The following is a 13,934-nucleotide window of genomic DNA, read 5'->3' as shown; positions in this document are numbered from 1 at the left end:
TCAGCTCTGCTTCGGATCGAGCGTGGTTGACCAAAGCGCAACGTCAGCGCGGTCGCGCAGGGTCACCGTCATCTGGCCCGAGGCGCCGTCGATCTTGACGTGTCCGAAGAACTGCATGCCGGCCGACGGCGGCAGGTTCTGGCTGTCTTTGCCCGGCGCCTTGACGAAGCGCACCTCCGGGCCAAAGGTGTTGTCGAGTGTGTTCGGACCGAACGTGCCGGCATGTAGCGGGCCTGAGACGAATTCCCAGAACGGGTCGAAATCCTGGAACTGCGCCCGGTTGGGGTCGTAAAAATGCGCGGCCGCATAATGCACGTCCGCGGTCAGCCACACCGTGTTGCTGATCGGTGCAAGTTTGATGAAACGCAGGATCTCGGCGATCTCGAACTCGCGGCCCCGCACCGGGCCGTCGCCCTGCGCGATGGCCTCCGAGCCGCCCTTCGGCGTGTCCCTAACGATCAGGCCGATCGGCATGTCGGAGGCGATCACCTTCCATGTCGCGCGCGAATTGAGGAGGGCGCGCTTGAGCCAGGCGATCTGGTCCGGTCCGAGGAAATTGCTGGCGGGACCGTAAGCGGTTTCGAGATTGGCGCCGTTAGGGCCGCGATAGCTGCGCTCGTCCAGCATGAACACGTCGAGATGCGGACCGTAGGAGATCTGGCGATAGACCCGGCCGGGCTCAGTGATGCTCTCGCGCATCGGGTACATCTCGTGGAAGGCGCGCGCGCCGCGCGCGGCGAGCAGCGAGATGTCGCGCAGCTTGTAGGCGGCCGGCAGCTCCTTCGAGAGCGACCAGTTATTGGTGACCTCGTGGTCGTCCCACTGGACGAAGATCGGCACCTCGGCATTGAAGGCGCGGAGGTTGTCGTCGGCGAGATTGTATTTGTGCGCGGCGCGAAACTCGTCGAGCGTCTCGGCGACCTTGGCCTTCTCGGGGATCGTCAGGTTCTTCCAGATCTTGCCGTCGGCAAGCTTCACCTCGGATTGGATCGGACCGTCGGCATAGATGGTATCGCCGGAATGCAGGAAGAAGTCAGGCCGGTGCTGGCGCATCGTCGAGAAGGTGACCATGCCGCCGTCATCCGGGTTGATGCCCCAACCCTGGCCGGCGACGTCGCCGCCCCAGACGAAGCTGACGTCGCGGCGGTCGGCCGGCGCGGTGCGGAAGCGGCCGGTTACCGGCGCGCCCTCGACAGCGCTGTGCGAGAGATCCCGGAAGCGGACGCGGTAGAAGATGTCCTGGCCGGCGGGGAGATTTTCAACCAGCATCTTTGCGGTGAAGTCGCTCTCGGGCAGCGCCGCGATCGGCGGCAGCGCACGGGCATCCCTGAACGTATCCGTCGTCGCCACCTCGACCAGCATCTACGCGGGTCGATCGGTGCGCGCCCACACCATGCCGCCGTCGGCCGTGACGTCACCAGACTGTACGCCGTGAGTGACCGCTGGCCGATCGGCTGCGCGCGAAAGATATGGCATTGCAATCGTGCCGAGCGCACCGGCGCTGGTGGCGAGAAAGCGGCGGCGCGAGAATTTGATGTTCATGGACGGGTTCGCTGCTTGCTGCCGGCGCGCATCTTGCGCCGTCAGTCCGGGATGATCCGAAGGGCTGGACCTTGGGTGCGCAATTGCGCACCGGGGAGTATCGAGATTCCGGGTTCGATGCTGATGCATCGCCCCGGATGGTAACGAACGCTATATTGAGACAATGTGACGCGGCAATTGCGCGCGCAAGCGCTCACGCGTTGCCGGCGGCCCGGAATTGCGCGCCTGCGCGTTGCAGGTTCTGAGGCAGGCTCATCAGCACCGTCTTGCGGTCCGCGACGGCGGCGTGAAACTGGTCGAGCGCGATGTTGAAGGCGGTGAGCGCTGCTTCCTCGATCGCGCCGTGGTCGAAGCAGCGCAGCGTATCGCGCAGGATGTCGTCCGCTTCGGTCTGCATCTGGTCGAGCTCTTCGGTCGTGTCGCATTTGCGTGCCGCAGCGATCATGTCGAGCAGACGTTCGCGCTGGTGGTTGCTGTTGTCGCGCTCGTCCTTCTTGAGATAGCCGGCGAACCAGGCGCCGATCGAGCCCATGGCGGACAGCGCCATCAGGCTCCACCAGATGTAATCGCTGTACTTGTCGAGGAAGGTCTTCTCCTCGCCATCGACGAAGGCCGCAGCGCCGGGATGCACGGGGATCACCGCATCCTTGTCGGTGTCGGGCGTCTCGATCTTTGCCGCCAGCGGGAACTCGGTCACAAGTTGCTGGCGCACGGCGAAGAGCTGGCGCGTGAATGCCGCAATGGTGCTTTCGGGCACGCCTCTGCGCGCCACGATGTGATGTGAAAAGCTGATGGTCTTGACCTCGTCGTCCGGGCGAGCGGGAGAGCCGCCATAGGCGCCTGCGGGAATCTCGGACGCTTCGTAGACCGGATGGTTTTGCGCGATCGCGTCTGCCGAATCGATGGCGAGGAAGGTAGGGGCGCCGAAATCCCTGGTGGAGGCGGCGATCGCATCCGCCGTAATCTTGCTGTTGACGGGGCCGGCGGCGAGATAGACGTCGGCCTTTTGTGCCTTGATCGCCTCGGCCGCTTCGTTCGCCGGGAATTGAACGATCTCGACCTTGGCGGGATCGACGCCGTATTGCTGGAGGATCACCCTGAGCAAATTGACGTTGGCCTGGGTGCGACCCACCACGCCGACGCGATGACCGGCGAGCTGGGCGATCTTGGTGATCTTCGGACCCCGCTTCTTGCCTTTGCCGGGCACGGACCACAGCACCACGACGTTCTTGCGCAGGGTCGCGACCGCTTGCGCGTTCTTGGGAACGTCGACGTCGCCGCGCACGATAGCGAGATCGACCTTGCCTTCCTTGAGCGCGTCCGCGCTGGCGGTCGCGCCGTCGGTCTGGAAAGGTCGCAGCCGCACCTGGCCCTTGCTCTGCGTAAAGGCCTGCGTCAGCGTCTGAACCACCTTGACGTCGTCGCTGTTGGCGGGCCCCACCGCGATCTTCAGCGTCACCGGGCGCATTGCGAAGTAATAGGCGCCGGCAAGGGCGCCGATGATCGCAAGCACGAGCGCCAGAGACACGAGCGCAGTCTTCCGCACCGCGGATCGCGGCGAAGGCGGAGGGGGCGCTTCGGCCAGGTTCAGTCCCCCGGTCATCGATCTCCCAAACAGGCGCTTCAGGCTCAGTTTCATCTTGGCCGGCGGTCTACGACCGCAATTGTAGCAAATTTCTTGTCCGGCGGGGTTACATCTCCGTCATGGTTAGCGGATGGGGCCAATTCCGTATGAACCCGGGCGTCGGGACGGTGTTAGGGTAAAGTTCCCCTGAACGATGGAGGCAATCATGGCAGAGCGGTTGACGGCTGACGCGCGCAAGCAGGCGCTGGGCGGAATCCCGGGCTGGACCGACGTCCAAGGCCGCGACGCCATTGGGAAGACCTTTGTCTTCAAGGATTTCAACCAGGCTTTCGGCTTCATGACCCGCGCGGCGCTGGTCGCCGAGAAGATGGATCACCATCCCGAATGGCGCAACGTCTACAAGACCGTCGAGGTGGTGCTGTCGACCCATGATGCCGGCGGCGTCACGACGCTCGACATCGAGCTGGCCAAGGCGATGAACGCCATCGCGACCTGACATGGGCTGACGTCTTGCGGCGTCCGGCCTCATCCCCATCTTGTGATCATGGATGTGATGCGGCGGTCCGCCGCCGCGGGCTGAACGGGGAGTTTCGAGATGGCTGCCGAGCACAGCGTCGGCTTCGAGCCGGCCGATCGGCTCGCGGAAGATCGCGAAAGCGTGCGCCGCCGCTTCTGGCGCAAGCTGAAGCGCGTCGCCGCCCAACTGCCGTTCGCGGAAGATCTGCTTGCCGCCTATTACTGCGCGTTCGACCGGCAGACGCCGCGGCACGTCCAGGCCTCCCTGCTCGGCGCCATTGCCTACTTCGTCCTGCCGTTCGACTTCGTCGCTGACGTGATGCCGATGCTCGGCTTCGCGGATGACGCTGCCGTGCTCGCGGCCGCCATCCGCATGGTTGCCGGCCACATCACGAACGAGCACCGCGACGCTGCGCGCGCTGCGCTGAAGCGTGGGGTGGAGGAGGCGGCCGGCACAGCAGAAGTCGCGTAGCCTGCGCGACTTCAACCGCCTGCATCAGTTCACGGATGCAGGATCACTTTGCCCATCGCCTGGCGCCCCGCCAGCACCTTCAGCGCGTCGGCCGTCTGCACCAGCGGGAAGGTGCGGTCAACATGCGATGAGATCTTTCCTTCCGCGGTCCACTTCACGAGCTTTTCCAGGTTGACGCGGTTCTTCTCCGGATTCTGCCGGGTCCAGGCGCCCCAGAACACGCCGCGGATGTCGCAGCCTTTCAGCAGCGCGAGGTTCAGCGGCATCTTCGGAATGTCGCCCGCGGCGAAGCCGATCACGAGAAAGCGGCCCTCCCAGGCGATCGAGCGCAGCGCCTGCTCGGCATAGGCACCACCAACCGGATCGAAGATGATGTCGACGCCCTTGCCGCCGGTGAGCTTGCGCAGGCCCTCCTTCAGATCTTCCTTGGCGTAGTTCAGCGTCAGCTCGGCGCCGTGCGCCTTCGCGAATTCGAGCTTCTCGTCCGAGGAGGCGCAAGCGATCACCTTCAGGCCCATCAGCTTGCCGAGCTCGCAGGCGGCAAGGCCCGTGCCGCCGGCGGCGCCCAGCACCGCGAGCGTCTCGCCGGGCTTGGGGCTGGCGCGATCTTCCAGCGCATGCAGCGCGGTGCCGTAGATGATGATGATGCCGGCCGCGCGGTCGTAATCGAGATTGTCCGGAATCTTCACGATCGATGCCGCCGGCAATGCGATCTTCTCGCGCGCGCCGTTGTGGCCGCAAGATGCGACCACGCGATCACCGACTTTCAGATCGGTCACGCCCGCGCCGATGCTCTCGATCACGCCCGCGACTTCCGCAGCCGGCGAGAACGGGAACGGCGGCTTGATCTGGTATTTGCCCTGGATCATCAGGAGGTCGAAGAAGTTCAATGCCGCGGCCTTGATCGCGATCACGGCTTCGCCCGGACCTGCCACCGGATCCGGCACCTCCGTCAGCACGAGATCGTCAGGCTGGCAGTATTGCGAGCAGAGGATGGCTTTCATGGCGGCACCTTCTTGAGAAGTAAGTCCTGGGCGTTTCGAGTGAATTATAGTTGGTCCGTTTCTGCCGGATTTGGCGCGCCCCGACAATCCGGTTTCTTTGCCAAAGCGATGCGCCGGCCTATCCTCGCGTCGTTGCGAGCGCAGCGAAGCATCCAGGCTATTTCCGCGGCGCGGACTCCGGACTGCTTGGCTGCAACAGCAATGACGAAATCCGCGGAGAAGGGATTCAAACGATGTTTGAAACGGGCCTGCTGAAGAACAAGCGCATCCTCGTCACCGGCGGCGGTTCGGGCCTTGGTGCCGCGATGGGTCGTCGCTTCCTCGCGCTGGGCGCCGAACTCGTGATCTGCGGCCGCAAGCTCGACCGGCTCGAGGCGACTGCGAGCGAGATGCGCGCGCAGATCGGCGGCAAGGTGAAGACGATCGCCTGCGATATCCGCGATGGTGCCGCGGTCGACGACATGATGGATCAGATCTGGCGCGAGGCGCCGCTCGACATCCTCGTCAACAATGCTGCCGCGACCTTCATTGCGCAGACCGAGCACCTCTCCTTCCGTGCCGCGGACGCCGTCCTGGCGCCGACGCTGCATGGCGCGATGTATTGCACCCTCGCTGCGGGGAGGCGCTGGATCGAGGCCAGGCGTGGCGGTGTCGTGCTGTCGATCCTCTCGACGTCGACCATCACCGGCCGTGCGTTCACCGTGCCGTCGGCCATGGCGAAGTCGGCAGTGCTGGCGATGACCAAGAGCCTTGCGGTGGAGTGGGGGCCGAAGGGCATCCGCACCGTTGCGATCGCGCCGGGTCCGTTTCCGACCGCGGGGGCTACCGGGCAGCTCCGTCCCGAAGGCCGCGACGACAGCTGGACGGCGCGCAACCCGCTGGGCCGCACTGGGGAGCACAGCGAGCTTGGCGATCTCGCCAGCTTCCTGGTCTCCGACCGCGCCGCCTACATCAACGGCGAGATGGTCGTGATCGACGGTGGCGCGCATTTGCGCAGTTCCGGCGCCGAGGATTTGCTCGGCTGGACCGAGGTGCAGTGGACCGAGCAACGCGCCGCGCGATCCAAGGCCTAGCTGCTGCTGGTACCGCTAACTGCCTTCCCAAATTGAGCTTTCCCGGTTATCCCTGCCCGGGGACAAAGCGCTGCCGGGCCATCTTCCAGTCACAATATTGAGGGAACCACTCCAGCATGTGGCGGGTGCTGATTTTAGCTTTGATGACTGTCGTCATGGCCGGGGGAATCGCCGATTCCGCGCGGGCGCAGACGGCGCCCAAGTCTGCTCCAAGAGAGACGGCACCGAAGTCGGCTGCGCCGTCCAATACGACCGCCAAGGCGGCCGCAAAGCCCGAGAGCAAACCGGGCGGGCCACCCGCGGGCGTTGCGGGTGGTGCTGAGCCGACCTTGATCGGGCAGTTCGGCACCTGGGGCGCCTATTCGGCGACGCCCAACGGCAAGAAGGTCTGCTTCGCGCTGGCCAAGCCCTCGTCGTCGAAGACCAATCCGCCGAATCGGCCGCGCGATCCGGCCTACGCCTTCGTCTCGACCCGGCCGGCGGAGAAGGTGAACAACGAAGTCTCGGTCATGATCGGCTACGCGCTGAAGCCGGGCTCCGAATCGACGGTCGAGGTCGGCGGCGCATCCTATGCCATGTACACGCAGGGCGACGGTCTCTGGATCAAGAACGCGGCCGAGGAGGAGCGGATGGTCGAAGCCATGCGCAAATCCGCCGATCTCGTGGTCAAAGGCGTCTCGGCCAAGGGCACGGAGACGACCGACACTTTCTCGCTGAAGGGCCTTTCCCAGGCGCTCGACAAGATCGCGCAGGACTGTCGGCGTTAAGGCTGCGGGCGATAGCACGGTCGCAATCGGCGGGTTCGGTTGCTATATAAGGCCGGTTCCAGATTTTCGCCGTCATGGCTTGGCTTGACCGGGCCGTCCACGCGTTACCGCAATAAAGGAAAGACGTGGATGCCCGGGTCAACCCCGGGCATGACGAGTTCAGACAGCAGTGATCCTAGGCGCTTTGATGCAAACCTCGACCGAGCCGCGCAACGCTATCCTGGTGGAGAAGACTCCGCTCGAAACCTATGTGCCGCCGGCCAAGCCGTCGCTGATCGGCCTGTCGCGCACCGAGCTTGCCGATCGTCTCGGCGAGATCGGCGTCGCACCGGCGCAGCGCAAGATGCGCGTGCAGCAGCTCTGGCACTGGATCTATTTCCGCGGCGCCCAGAGTTTTGAGGAGATGACCTCGATTTCGAAGGGGATCCGCGCCGATCTCGCCCAGCATTTCACCGTCGATCGGCCCGAGGTCGTGGCCGAGCAGATCTCCAACGACGGCACCCGCAAATGGCTGCTGCGCTTGCCGAGCGGCGATTCCGTTCAGAAGGCGCATGAGGTCGAGTGCGTCTACATCCCCGAGACCGACCGCGGCACGCTCTGCGTCTCCTCGCAGGTCGGCTGCACGCTGAACTGTTCCTTCTGCCACACCGGCACGCAGCGCCTGGTGCGCAATCTCACCGCCGGCGAGATCGTCGGACAGGTGATGGTGGCGCGCGATCGCCTCAACGACTGGGCCGATCGCGAGGACGGCACGCGCCGCGTCACCAACATCGTGATGATGGGCATGGGCGAGCCGCTCTACAATTTCGACGCGGTGCGCGATGCGCTGCTCATCGTCGGGGACAACGAGGGCATCGGCATCTCCCGCCGCCGAATCACGCTCTCGACCTCGGGCGTGGTGCCGAACATCGTGCGTGCCGGCGAGGAGATCGGCGTGATGCTGGCGATCTCGCTGCATGCCGTGCGCGACGAGCTGCGCAACGAGCTGGTGCCGCTCAACCGCAAATATCCGATCAAGGAATTGCTGCAGGCCTGCCGCGACTATCCCGGCGCCTCGAACGCCCGCCGCATCACCTTCGAATATGTGATGCTCAAGGGCGTCAACGATTCGCTCGACGATGCCAAGCTGCTGGTGAGGATGCTCAAGGGCATTCCGGCCAAGATAAACCTGATCCCGTTCAATCCCTGGCCCGGCACCGCCTATGAATGCTCCGACTGGGACCAGATCGAGAAGTTCTCCGAATACATCTTCAACGCCGGCTATTCCTCGCCGGTGCGCACCCCGCGCGGCCGCGACATCCTCGCCGCCTGCGGCCAGCTCAAGTCGGAGACCGAGAAGCTCAGCGCGCGCGAGCGCCAGGCGCTGCGCGCCATGGCGATGACGGATTGATGATGGCAATGCCATCAACGTTCGTCATGGCCGGGCTTGACCCGGCCATCCACGTCGGGCCGCGATTGGAAAAGTCGTGGATGCCCGGGTCAAGCCCGGGCATGACGACCGGGGGCCTGGTGACACTGCCGGTCACCAATTCGCTTGCGCCATGTCCCTGATCGGCCGTCTCGTCGTCATCTTCATCGGCTTCCTCGCCGCCTGCTTCGTCGGCGGCATGATCATCGTCGTCGCGCTGCTGTTTCCGGAATTCGCCGATCTGGGCGCAGGTCCCGTCGACCAGGGCACGATCGATGTCCTGCTCGGTTTCGGTTTCATCTTCGTCTCCGGCTTTGCGCTGGTGCCGGCGGCGGTGATCGTCGCGATCACCGAAGCGCTCTACATCCGCAGCGCGCTCGCCTATGCCCTCGGTGGCGGCCTCGTCGGGCTCGCCTGCTATCTCGGTCTCGTCCCCTTCCATGCCGACACGTTCCAGTTCGAGGGCATCGTGCGGCGGCATCTGGAGATCATGACCGGAGCCGGCATCGTCGCCGGCGTGGTCTACTGGTTGATCGCCGGCCGCAACGCCGGCGCCTGGCGCAACCCGCCACCCCCGCGGAAGCCGCCGCCGCCCTTGCCGTCGAACTCGAGGCCGGATGCGCGATAAGTTGCGCCGCGTCCGGGGTTTTCATCGCCTCCCCACTCCGCTAAACCGCGCGCCATGAACCGGACCGGACTCTTCATCGCCCTAGCGCTGTGGCTCGTGATCGGCGTCGTTTTCGGCCTCTATCCCGAACTCGATCTCAAGCTCGCGGCGCTTTTCTTCGACCCCGCAACCAGGACGTTCCCGCTCAAGCTGAACGGCTGGGCCGGCTTCGCGCGCGATGCGGCGATGTGGATCGCCTGGGCATTCGCCTTGCCCTCGATCGTCGCGCTCGTGGTCAAGATGATCCGGCCCGACCGGCCGATGATGGTGCGGGGCCGTACGGTCGTCTTCCTGCTGGTGACGATGACCATGTCGGCCGGCATCCTGACCAACCTGACGTTCAAGACTTACTGGGGCCGTCCGCGTCCGGTGGTGGTGACCGAGTTTGCCGGCGATCAGCAATTCGTGCCGTGGTGGGATCCCCGCGGCGGCTGCGGACGCAACTGCTCGTTCTTCTCCGGCGAGGGGGCGACGGCATTTTGGACGCTCGCGCCGGCTGCGCTGGCGCCGCCGCCGTGGCGCCCGATCGCCTATGCCGCCGCAGTGGTGTTCGGGGCCTTGACGAGCGGGCTTCGCATGGCCTTCGGTGGCCACTTCTTCACCGACGTTTCCATCGCCGGCCTCGTCACCTTCGTCGTGATCTGGTTCGCCTACGCGCTGATTTACCGCTGGCCGCGGACGAGGTTCTCGGACGAGGCGGTCGACGCCGCCTTGACCCGGCTGAGCTGGCCCGGCTACCGGCTCCGCCAGCGCCTGTTCGGCCGCAAGACCGGTCCCGAGCCCTCGGTTTGAGCCATTAAAGGGATGCCGAGGCGTGCGAAATTTGATATTCGCGCGGCCAAGTTTCGCACCTTCATCAGCCCTTGAGACCCGATTGGAAGCCCCATGACCACGATCCTGAAAAGCCTGCCCAAGGGCGAGAAAGTCGGCATCGCGTTTTCGGGCGGCCTCGACACTTCTGCGGCGCTGCTCTGGATGAAGCAGAAGGGCGCGCGCTGCTACGCCTACACCGCCAATCTCGGCCAGCCTGATGAGGCCGACTACAACGAGATCCCGCGCAAGGCGATGGAATTCGGCGCCGAGAAGGCGCGGCTGGTCGATTGCCGCACTCAGCTCGTCCATGAAGGCATCGCCGCGATCCAGTCCGGCGCCTTTCACATCTCGACCGGCGGCATCACCTATTTCAATACCACGCCACTCGGCCGCGCCGTCACCGGCACGATGCTGGTCGCGGCGATGAAGGAAGACGGCGTCAACATCTGGGGGGATGGCTCGACGTTCAAGGGCAACGACATCGAGCGCTTCTACCGCTATGGCCTGCTCACCAATCCCGGCCTGAAGATCTACAAGCCCTGGCTCGACCAGCAGTTCATCGACGAGCTCGGCGGCCGCGCCGAGATGTCGGCGTTCATGACGGCGCAAGGTTTCGCCTACAAGATGAGCGCCGAGAAGGCGTATTCGACCGACAGCAACCTGCTCGGCGCCACGCACGAGGCCAAGGATCTCGAAAGCCTCGACAGCGGCATCAAGATCGTCAATCCGATCATGGGCGTGCCGTTCTGGCGCGACGACTGCAACGTCAAGGCGGAGAAGGTCGTGGTGCGCTTCGAGGAAGGCCAGCCGACCGCGCTGAACGGCCAGACCTTCACCGATCCCGTGGCGCTGTTTCTCGAAGCCAACGCCATCGGCGGCCGCCACGGCCTCGGCATGAGCGACCAGATCGAGAACCGCATCATCGAAGCCAAGAGCCGCGGCATCTACGAGGCGCCCGGCATGGCGCTGCTCCACGTCGCCTATGAGCGCCTCCTCACCGGCATCCACAACGAGGATACCATCGAGCAGTACCGCATCAGCGGCATGCGCTTGGGCCGCCTGCTCTATCAGGGCCGCTGGTTCGACTCGCAGGCTCTCATGCTGCGCGAGACTGCGCAGCGCTGGGTCGCGCGCGCCGTCACCGGCGAGGTCACGCTGGAGCTGCGCCGCGGCAACGATTATTCGATCCTCAACACCGAGAGCCCGAACCTGACCTACGCGCCGGAGCGGCTCAGCATGGAGAAGGTGGAGGACGCCGCCTTCACGCCGGCCGACCGCATCGGCCAGCTCACCATGCGCAACCTCGACATCGCCGACACCCGCACCAAGCTGAAGCTCTACAGCGAGACCGGCCTGCTCTCGGGCAGCGAAGGCTCGCAGATCTTCCGGCTGGAGAGCGATAGAGGCTGAGACGTCCGGGCCACGCGATGATAGCTTAATGACGGTGTCATTCTCGATCGCTACGCTCCTGTTTCTGTCGGAATGGGTTTCGGAGCATCGCGCATGATCAAGACATCGGCACTCGCCTCCCTCATCGTCCTCGGCTGGACCTCGTCGCTGTCGGCGCAGACCGTCTACCCGATCGATCGTGCCGAGATCCTGGCCGGAGCCAAATTCGACTTCAAGGTCGAGCTTCCCGGCCCGGTCGATGCGACCAAGTTGAAGGTGACGATGAACGGCGCGGATTATGCGACGGCCTTCGGCCGTGCCGGGACTTTCATCGAGCGCGAGGATGGCAAGGACCAGTCGGCCCTGATCCTGCGCGACGTCACGCTGGCCAGGCCCGGCAACGTTGTCGTCGACATCAGCGACGGCACGCGCCAGCGCAGCGTCACATGGACGGTCTACGACACCGGCCCGCGCAAGGCGAAGAATGTCATCCTGTTCATCGGTGACGGCATGTCGCCCGCGCACCGGGTCGCAGCGCGAATCCTCTCCAAGGGAATCTCGGAGGGCAAGAGCCGGGGCAAGCTCGCCATCGACGACATGCCCCATATGGCCCTGGTGGCAACCGCAGGCTCGGATTCGATCATCACCGATTCCGCGAACTCGGCCAGCGCCTATGCGACCGGGCACAAGAGCGCCGTCAACGCCCTCGGCGTCTATGCGGACCGCACTGCAAGCCCGCTCGACGATCCCCGTGTCGAAACCATCGCCAGCCTCGCCAAGAGGCGGCTCGGCATGGCGATCGGCATCGTTACCAATACCGAAATCGAAGACGCAACGCCGGCGGCTATGGTAGCGCACACCCGCCGGCGCGCCGCCTATGACGACATTGTCGAGCAGTTCTTCGACGCGAAGCCGGATGTGCTGATGGGCGGCGGCAGCGCGAACTTTCTGCCGAAGTCGGTCGCCGGCTCGAAACGCAAGGACGAGACCGACTACATCGCGAAGTTTCGCGATGCCGGCTATCAGGTGGCGACCACCGCGAGCGAACTCGGCGCGTCCGCCGCAAGACAGGAGACCACCAAGCTGCTCGGCCTGTTCGCGACCGGCAATATGGACGGTGTGCTCGACCGCAAATTCCTGAAGGGCGGCGGCGTCAGGAAATTCCCCGAGCAGCCTGATCTCACCGAGCAGGTCCAGGCGGCACTCAACATCCTTTCGAAGAACGAGAACGGTTTCTTCCTGATGGTGGAATCCGGAATGATCGACAAATATGCGCATCTGCTCGACATGGAGCGCGCCGTCTACGACACGATCATGCTCGACAACGCGGTGCGCCAGACGCGCGAATGGGCGCGCGCACGCGGCGACGACACTCTCATCATGGTGGTCGCCGACCACAATCATCCCAACAGCCTTGTCGGGACGGTGAATGACGACATGGGCACCGTGCCCAATGTTCCCTTGCGCGAGCGCGTTGCGGTCTACGACAAGGCCGGATTTCCCAACTATCCGGCGCCGGATGCGGAAGGTTATCCGGCGCGCATCGACGTGAGTCGGCGGCTCGCGATCTTCTCGGCCAGCCTGCCTGATCACTACGAGACGTTCCGTCCGAAGCTGGACGGCCCCAACCAGCCGACCATCAAGGCGGGCGACGACGGAACCTTCAAGGCCAACGACAAATACAAGGACGTTCCGGGCGCGGTGCTGCGCCCCGGCAATCTTTCCGCGCTGATCGGCGCCAGCGTGCATTCGGGCGAGGATGTCATCCTGACCGCGACTGGACCGGGCAGCGAGCGCGTGCACGGGTCGATGGACAATACGGAAGTGTTCCGGGTCATGGCCGACGCGTTGGGATTGGCAGCGGGGCAATGAAGCGGAGGATCGACTGCGAATCGCAAAGTCGCACGCCTCCGCAAACGGGCTCAGCAGGGCAGCCCCGGCTCGCTCACGTCACATGCGTTTCACGATGAGAGAGGCGGCGCGAAGATCAGCTTCACACAGCTGCGGAAGAGCAGGATCTGCCGCTCCAGCCGCTTCGGGTCGTTGAGCGTCTTCGACATGATGATCGCGCCGTCGACCACGCACGAGATCATCTCGGCGAGATCGTCGAGGTCGATCGGCTCGCGGGGCCGATGGACGGCAGCGATGCCGTCGAGAATCTCGCGGAAATGCGCATTCCAGCTCCGGACGGATTGCGCGGTCAGATCGCGAACCTCGCGGTCGAACAAGCGCTCCTGATAGCAGATGCTGGCGATTAGGCAGCCGGGGTGGCCGTTCGGCAGATCGGCCATGATTTCGGCGAGCAGTTTCAGCGAGATCAGGAACGATTGCAGCGGGTCGTCGGAGAGCTCGCGTCCCCGCCTGAAGATCTCGTCGAACAGGCGATCATTCGTCTCCACGTAGCGACGCAGCATCTCCCGTGCGAGCGCGTTCTTGTCCCTGAAGTGATAGAAGAAGCCGCTCTTGGTCAGGCCGGCCTCTGCAATGACCTCGTCGATCGAGGTCGCGCCGAAGCCCTTTGCGAGCACCGCCGCTTCCGCGATCTCAAGAATGCGCTCGCGCGTCGCTTCGCCCTTTCCCATCGATGTCTCCAAAACTGTACCGACGGTGCGGAATCTGGCGCTCGGGGCCAAGCACTGCTCCGAGCGTCTCATGCAAGTATTTGATTTGTCTCCGCTTGCGAGGGGAAGTTCAGCCG

The 13,934-nt window shown here is 64.6% G+C and carries 12 protein-coding genes and 1 pseudogene; 9 read left to right on the top strand and 4 right to left on the bottom strand.

The genetic code is table 11. The features are described from left to right. Positions 1–1,542, bottom strand: a pseudogene (locus tag ASG57_RS30215) (alkaline phosphatase D family protein). Between the two features lie 193 nt (positions 1,543–1,735). Further along, entirely contained in the window at positions 1,736–3,181 is a 1,446-nt protein-coding gene (locus ASG57_RS30210; protein ID WP_024338785.1) for a TAXI family TRAP transporter solute-binding subunit, read from the bottom strand. A gap of 151 nt (positions 3,182–3,332) precedes the next feature. Here ASG57_RS30210 and ASG57_RS30205 point away from each other — a divergent pair, with 151 nt between their 5' ends. Beyond that, a complete protein-coding gene (locus ASG57_RS30205; protein WP_024338786.1) occupies positions 3,333–3,623 on the top strand; it encodes a 4a-hydroxytetrahydrobiopterin dehydratase in 291 nt (96 codons plus the stop codon). Positions 3,624–3,722: 99 nt separating this feature from the next. After that, the gene (locus tag ASG57_RS30200) at positions 3,723–4,115 is read left to right on the top strand and encodes a YkvA family protein (RefSeq protein WP_024338787.1); all 393 of its coding nucleotides are present in this window, start codon (positions 3,723–3,725) and stop codon (positions 4,113–4,115) included. A 29-nt stretch (positions 4,116–4,144) separates the two neighbouring features. On the opposite strand, the gene ASG57_RS30195 is transcribed toward ASG57_RS30200, so the two are convergent. Next, positions 4,145–5,119, bottom strand: a complete 975-nt coding sequence (locus ASG57_RS30195) for an NADPH:quinone oxidoreductase family protein (protein ID WP_057198719.1) — start codon at positions 5,117–5,119, stop codon at positions 4,145–4,147. A 233-nt stretch (positions 5,120–5,352) separates the two neighbouring features. Between ASG57_RS30195 and ASG57_RS30190 the strand changes: the two genes are divergently transcribed. The 7 genes from ASG57_RS30190 to ASG57_RS30160 all read left to right on the top strand — a co-directional run bounded on the left by ASG57_RS30190 (position 5,353) and on the right by ASG57_RS30160 (position 13,108). Continuing rightward, entirely contained in the window at positions 5,353–6,192 is an 840-nt protein-coding gene (locus ASG57_RS30190; RefSeq protein WP_024338789.1) for an SDR family oxidoreductase, read from the top strand. Positions 6,193–6,308: 116 nt separating this feature from the next. Next, entirely contained in the window at positions 6,309–6,959 is a 651-nt protein-coding gene (locus tag ASG57_RS30185; protein WP_024338790.1) for an invasion associated locus B family protein, read from the top strand. A gap of 187 nt (positions 6,960–7,146) precedes the next feature. Next, positions 7,147–8,349, top strand: a complete 1,203-nt coding sequence (rlmN, locus tag ASG57_RS30180; protein WP_024338791.1) for a dual-specificity RNA methyltransferase RlmN — start codon at positions 7,147–7,149, stop codon at positions 8,347–8,349. Positions 8,350–8,500: 151 nt separating this feature from the next. Further along, positions 8,501–8,995 carry a hypothetical protein gene (locus ASG57_RS30175; protein WP_024338792.1) on the top strand — a complete coding sequence of 165 codons (495 nt, stop codon included), beginning with the start codon at positions 8,501–8,503 and terminating at the stop codon, positions 8,993–8,995. A gap of 54 nt (positions 8,996–9,049) precedes the next feature. Then, positions 9,050–9,826: a phosphatase PAP2 family protein gene (locus tag ASG57_RS30170; protein ID WP_057198718.1), complete on the top strand. Its 777-nt coding sequence runs from the start codon at positions 9,050–9,052 to the stop codon at positions 9,824–9,826. 93 nt (positions 9,827–9,919) lie between these two features. Continuing rightward, complete coding sequence (argG, locus tag ASG57_RS30165) at positions 9,920–11,257, top strand: argininosuccinate synthase (protein WP_057198716.1); 1,338 nt, start codon at positions 9,920–9,922, stop codon at positions 11,255–11,257. 93 nt (positions 11,258–11,350) lie between these two features. Further along, positions 11,351–13,108, top strand: coding sequence for an alkaline phosphatase (locus ASG57_RS30160; protein ID WP_057198820.1), 1,758 nt, complete (start codon positions 11,351–11,353; stop codon positions 13,106–13,108). A gap of 89 nt (positions 13,109–13,197) precedes the next feature. On the opposite strand, the gene ASG57_RS30155 is transcribed toward ASG57_RS30160, so the two are convergent. Further along, positions 13,198–13,818, bottom strand: coding sequence for a TetR/AcrR family transcriptional regulator (locus ASG57_RS30155; protein WP_024338796.1), 621 nt, complete (start codon positions 13,816–13,818; stop codon positions 13,198–13,200). Positions 13,819–13,934 lie beyond the last annotated feature (116 nt).

The organism is Bradyrhizobium sp. Leaf396, assembly GCF_001424605.1.
Lineage (GTDB): Bacteria > Pseudomonadota > Alphaproteobacteria > Rhizobiales > Xanthobacteraceae > Bradyrhizobium > Bradyrhizobium japonicum_C.
Note: the sequence above shows the minus strand (reverse complement) of the source record. Positions and strands in the feature narration are given on the sequence as shown.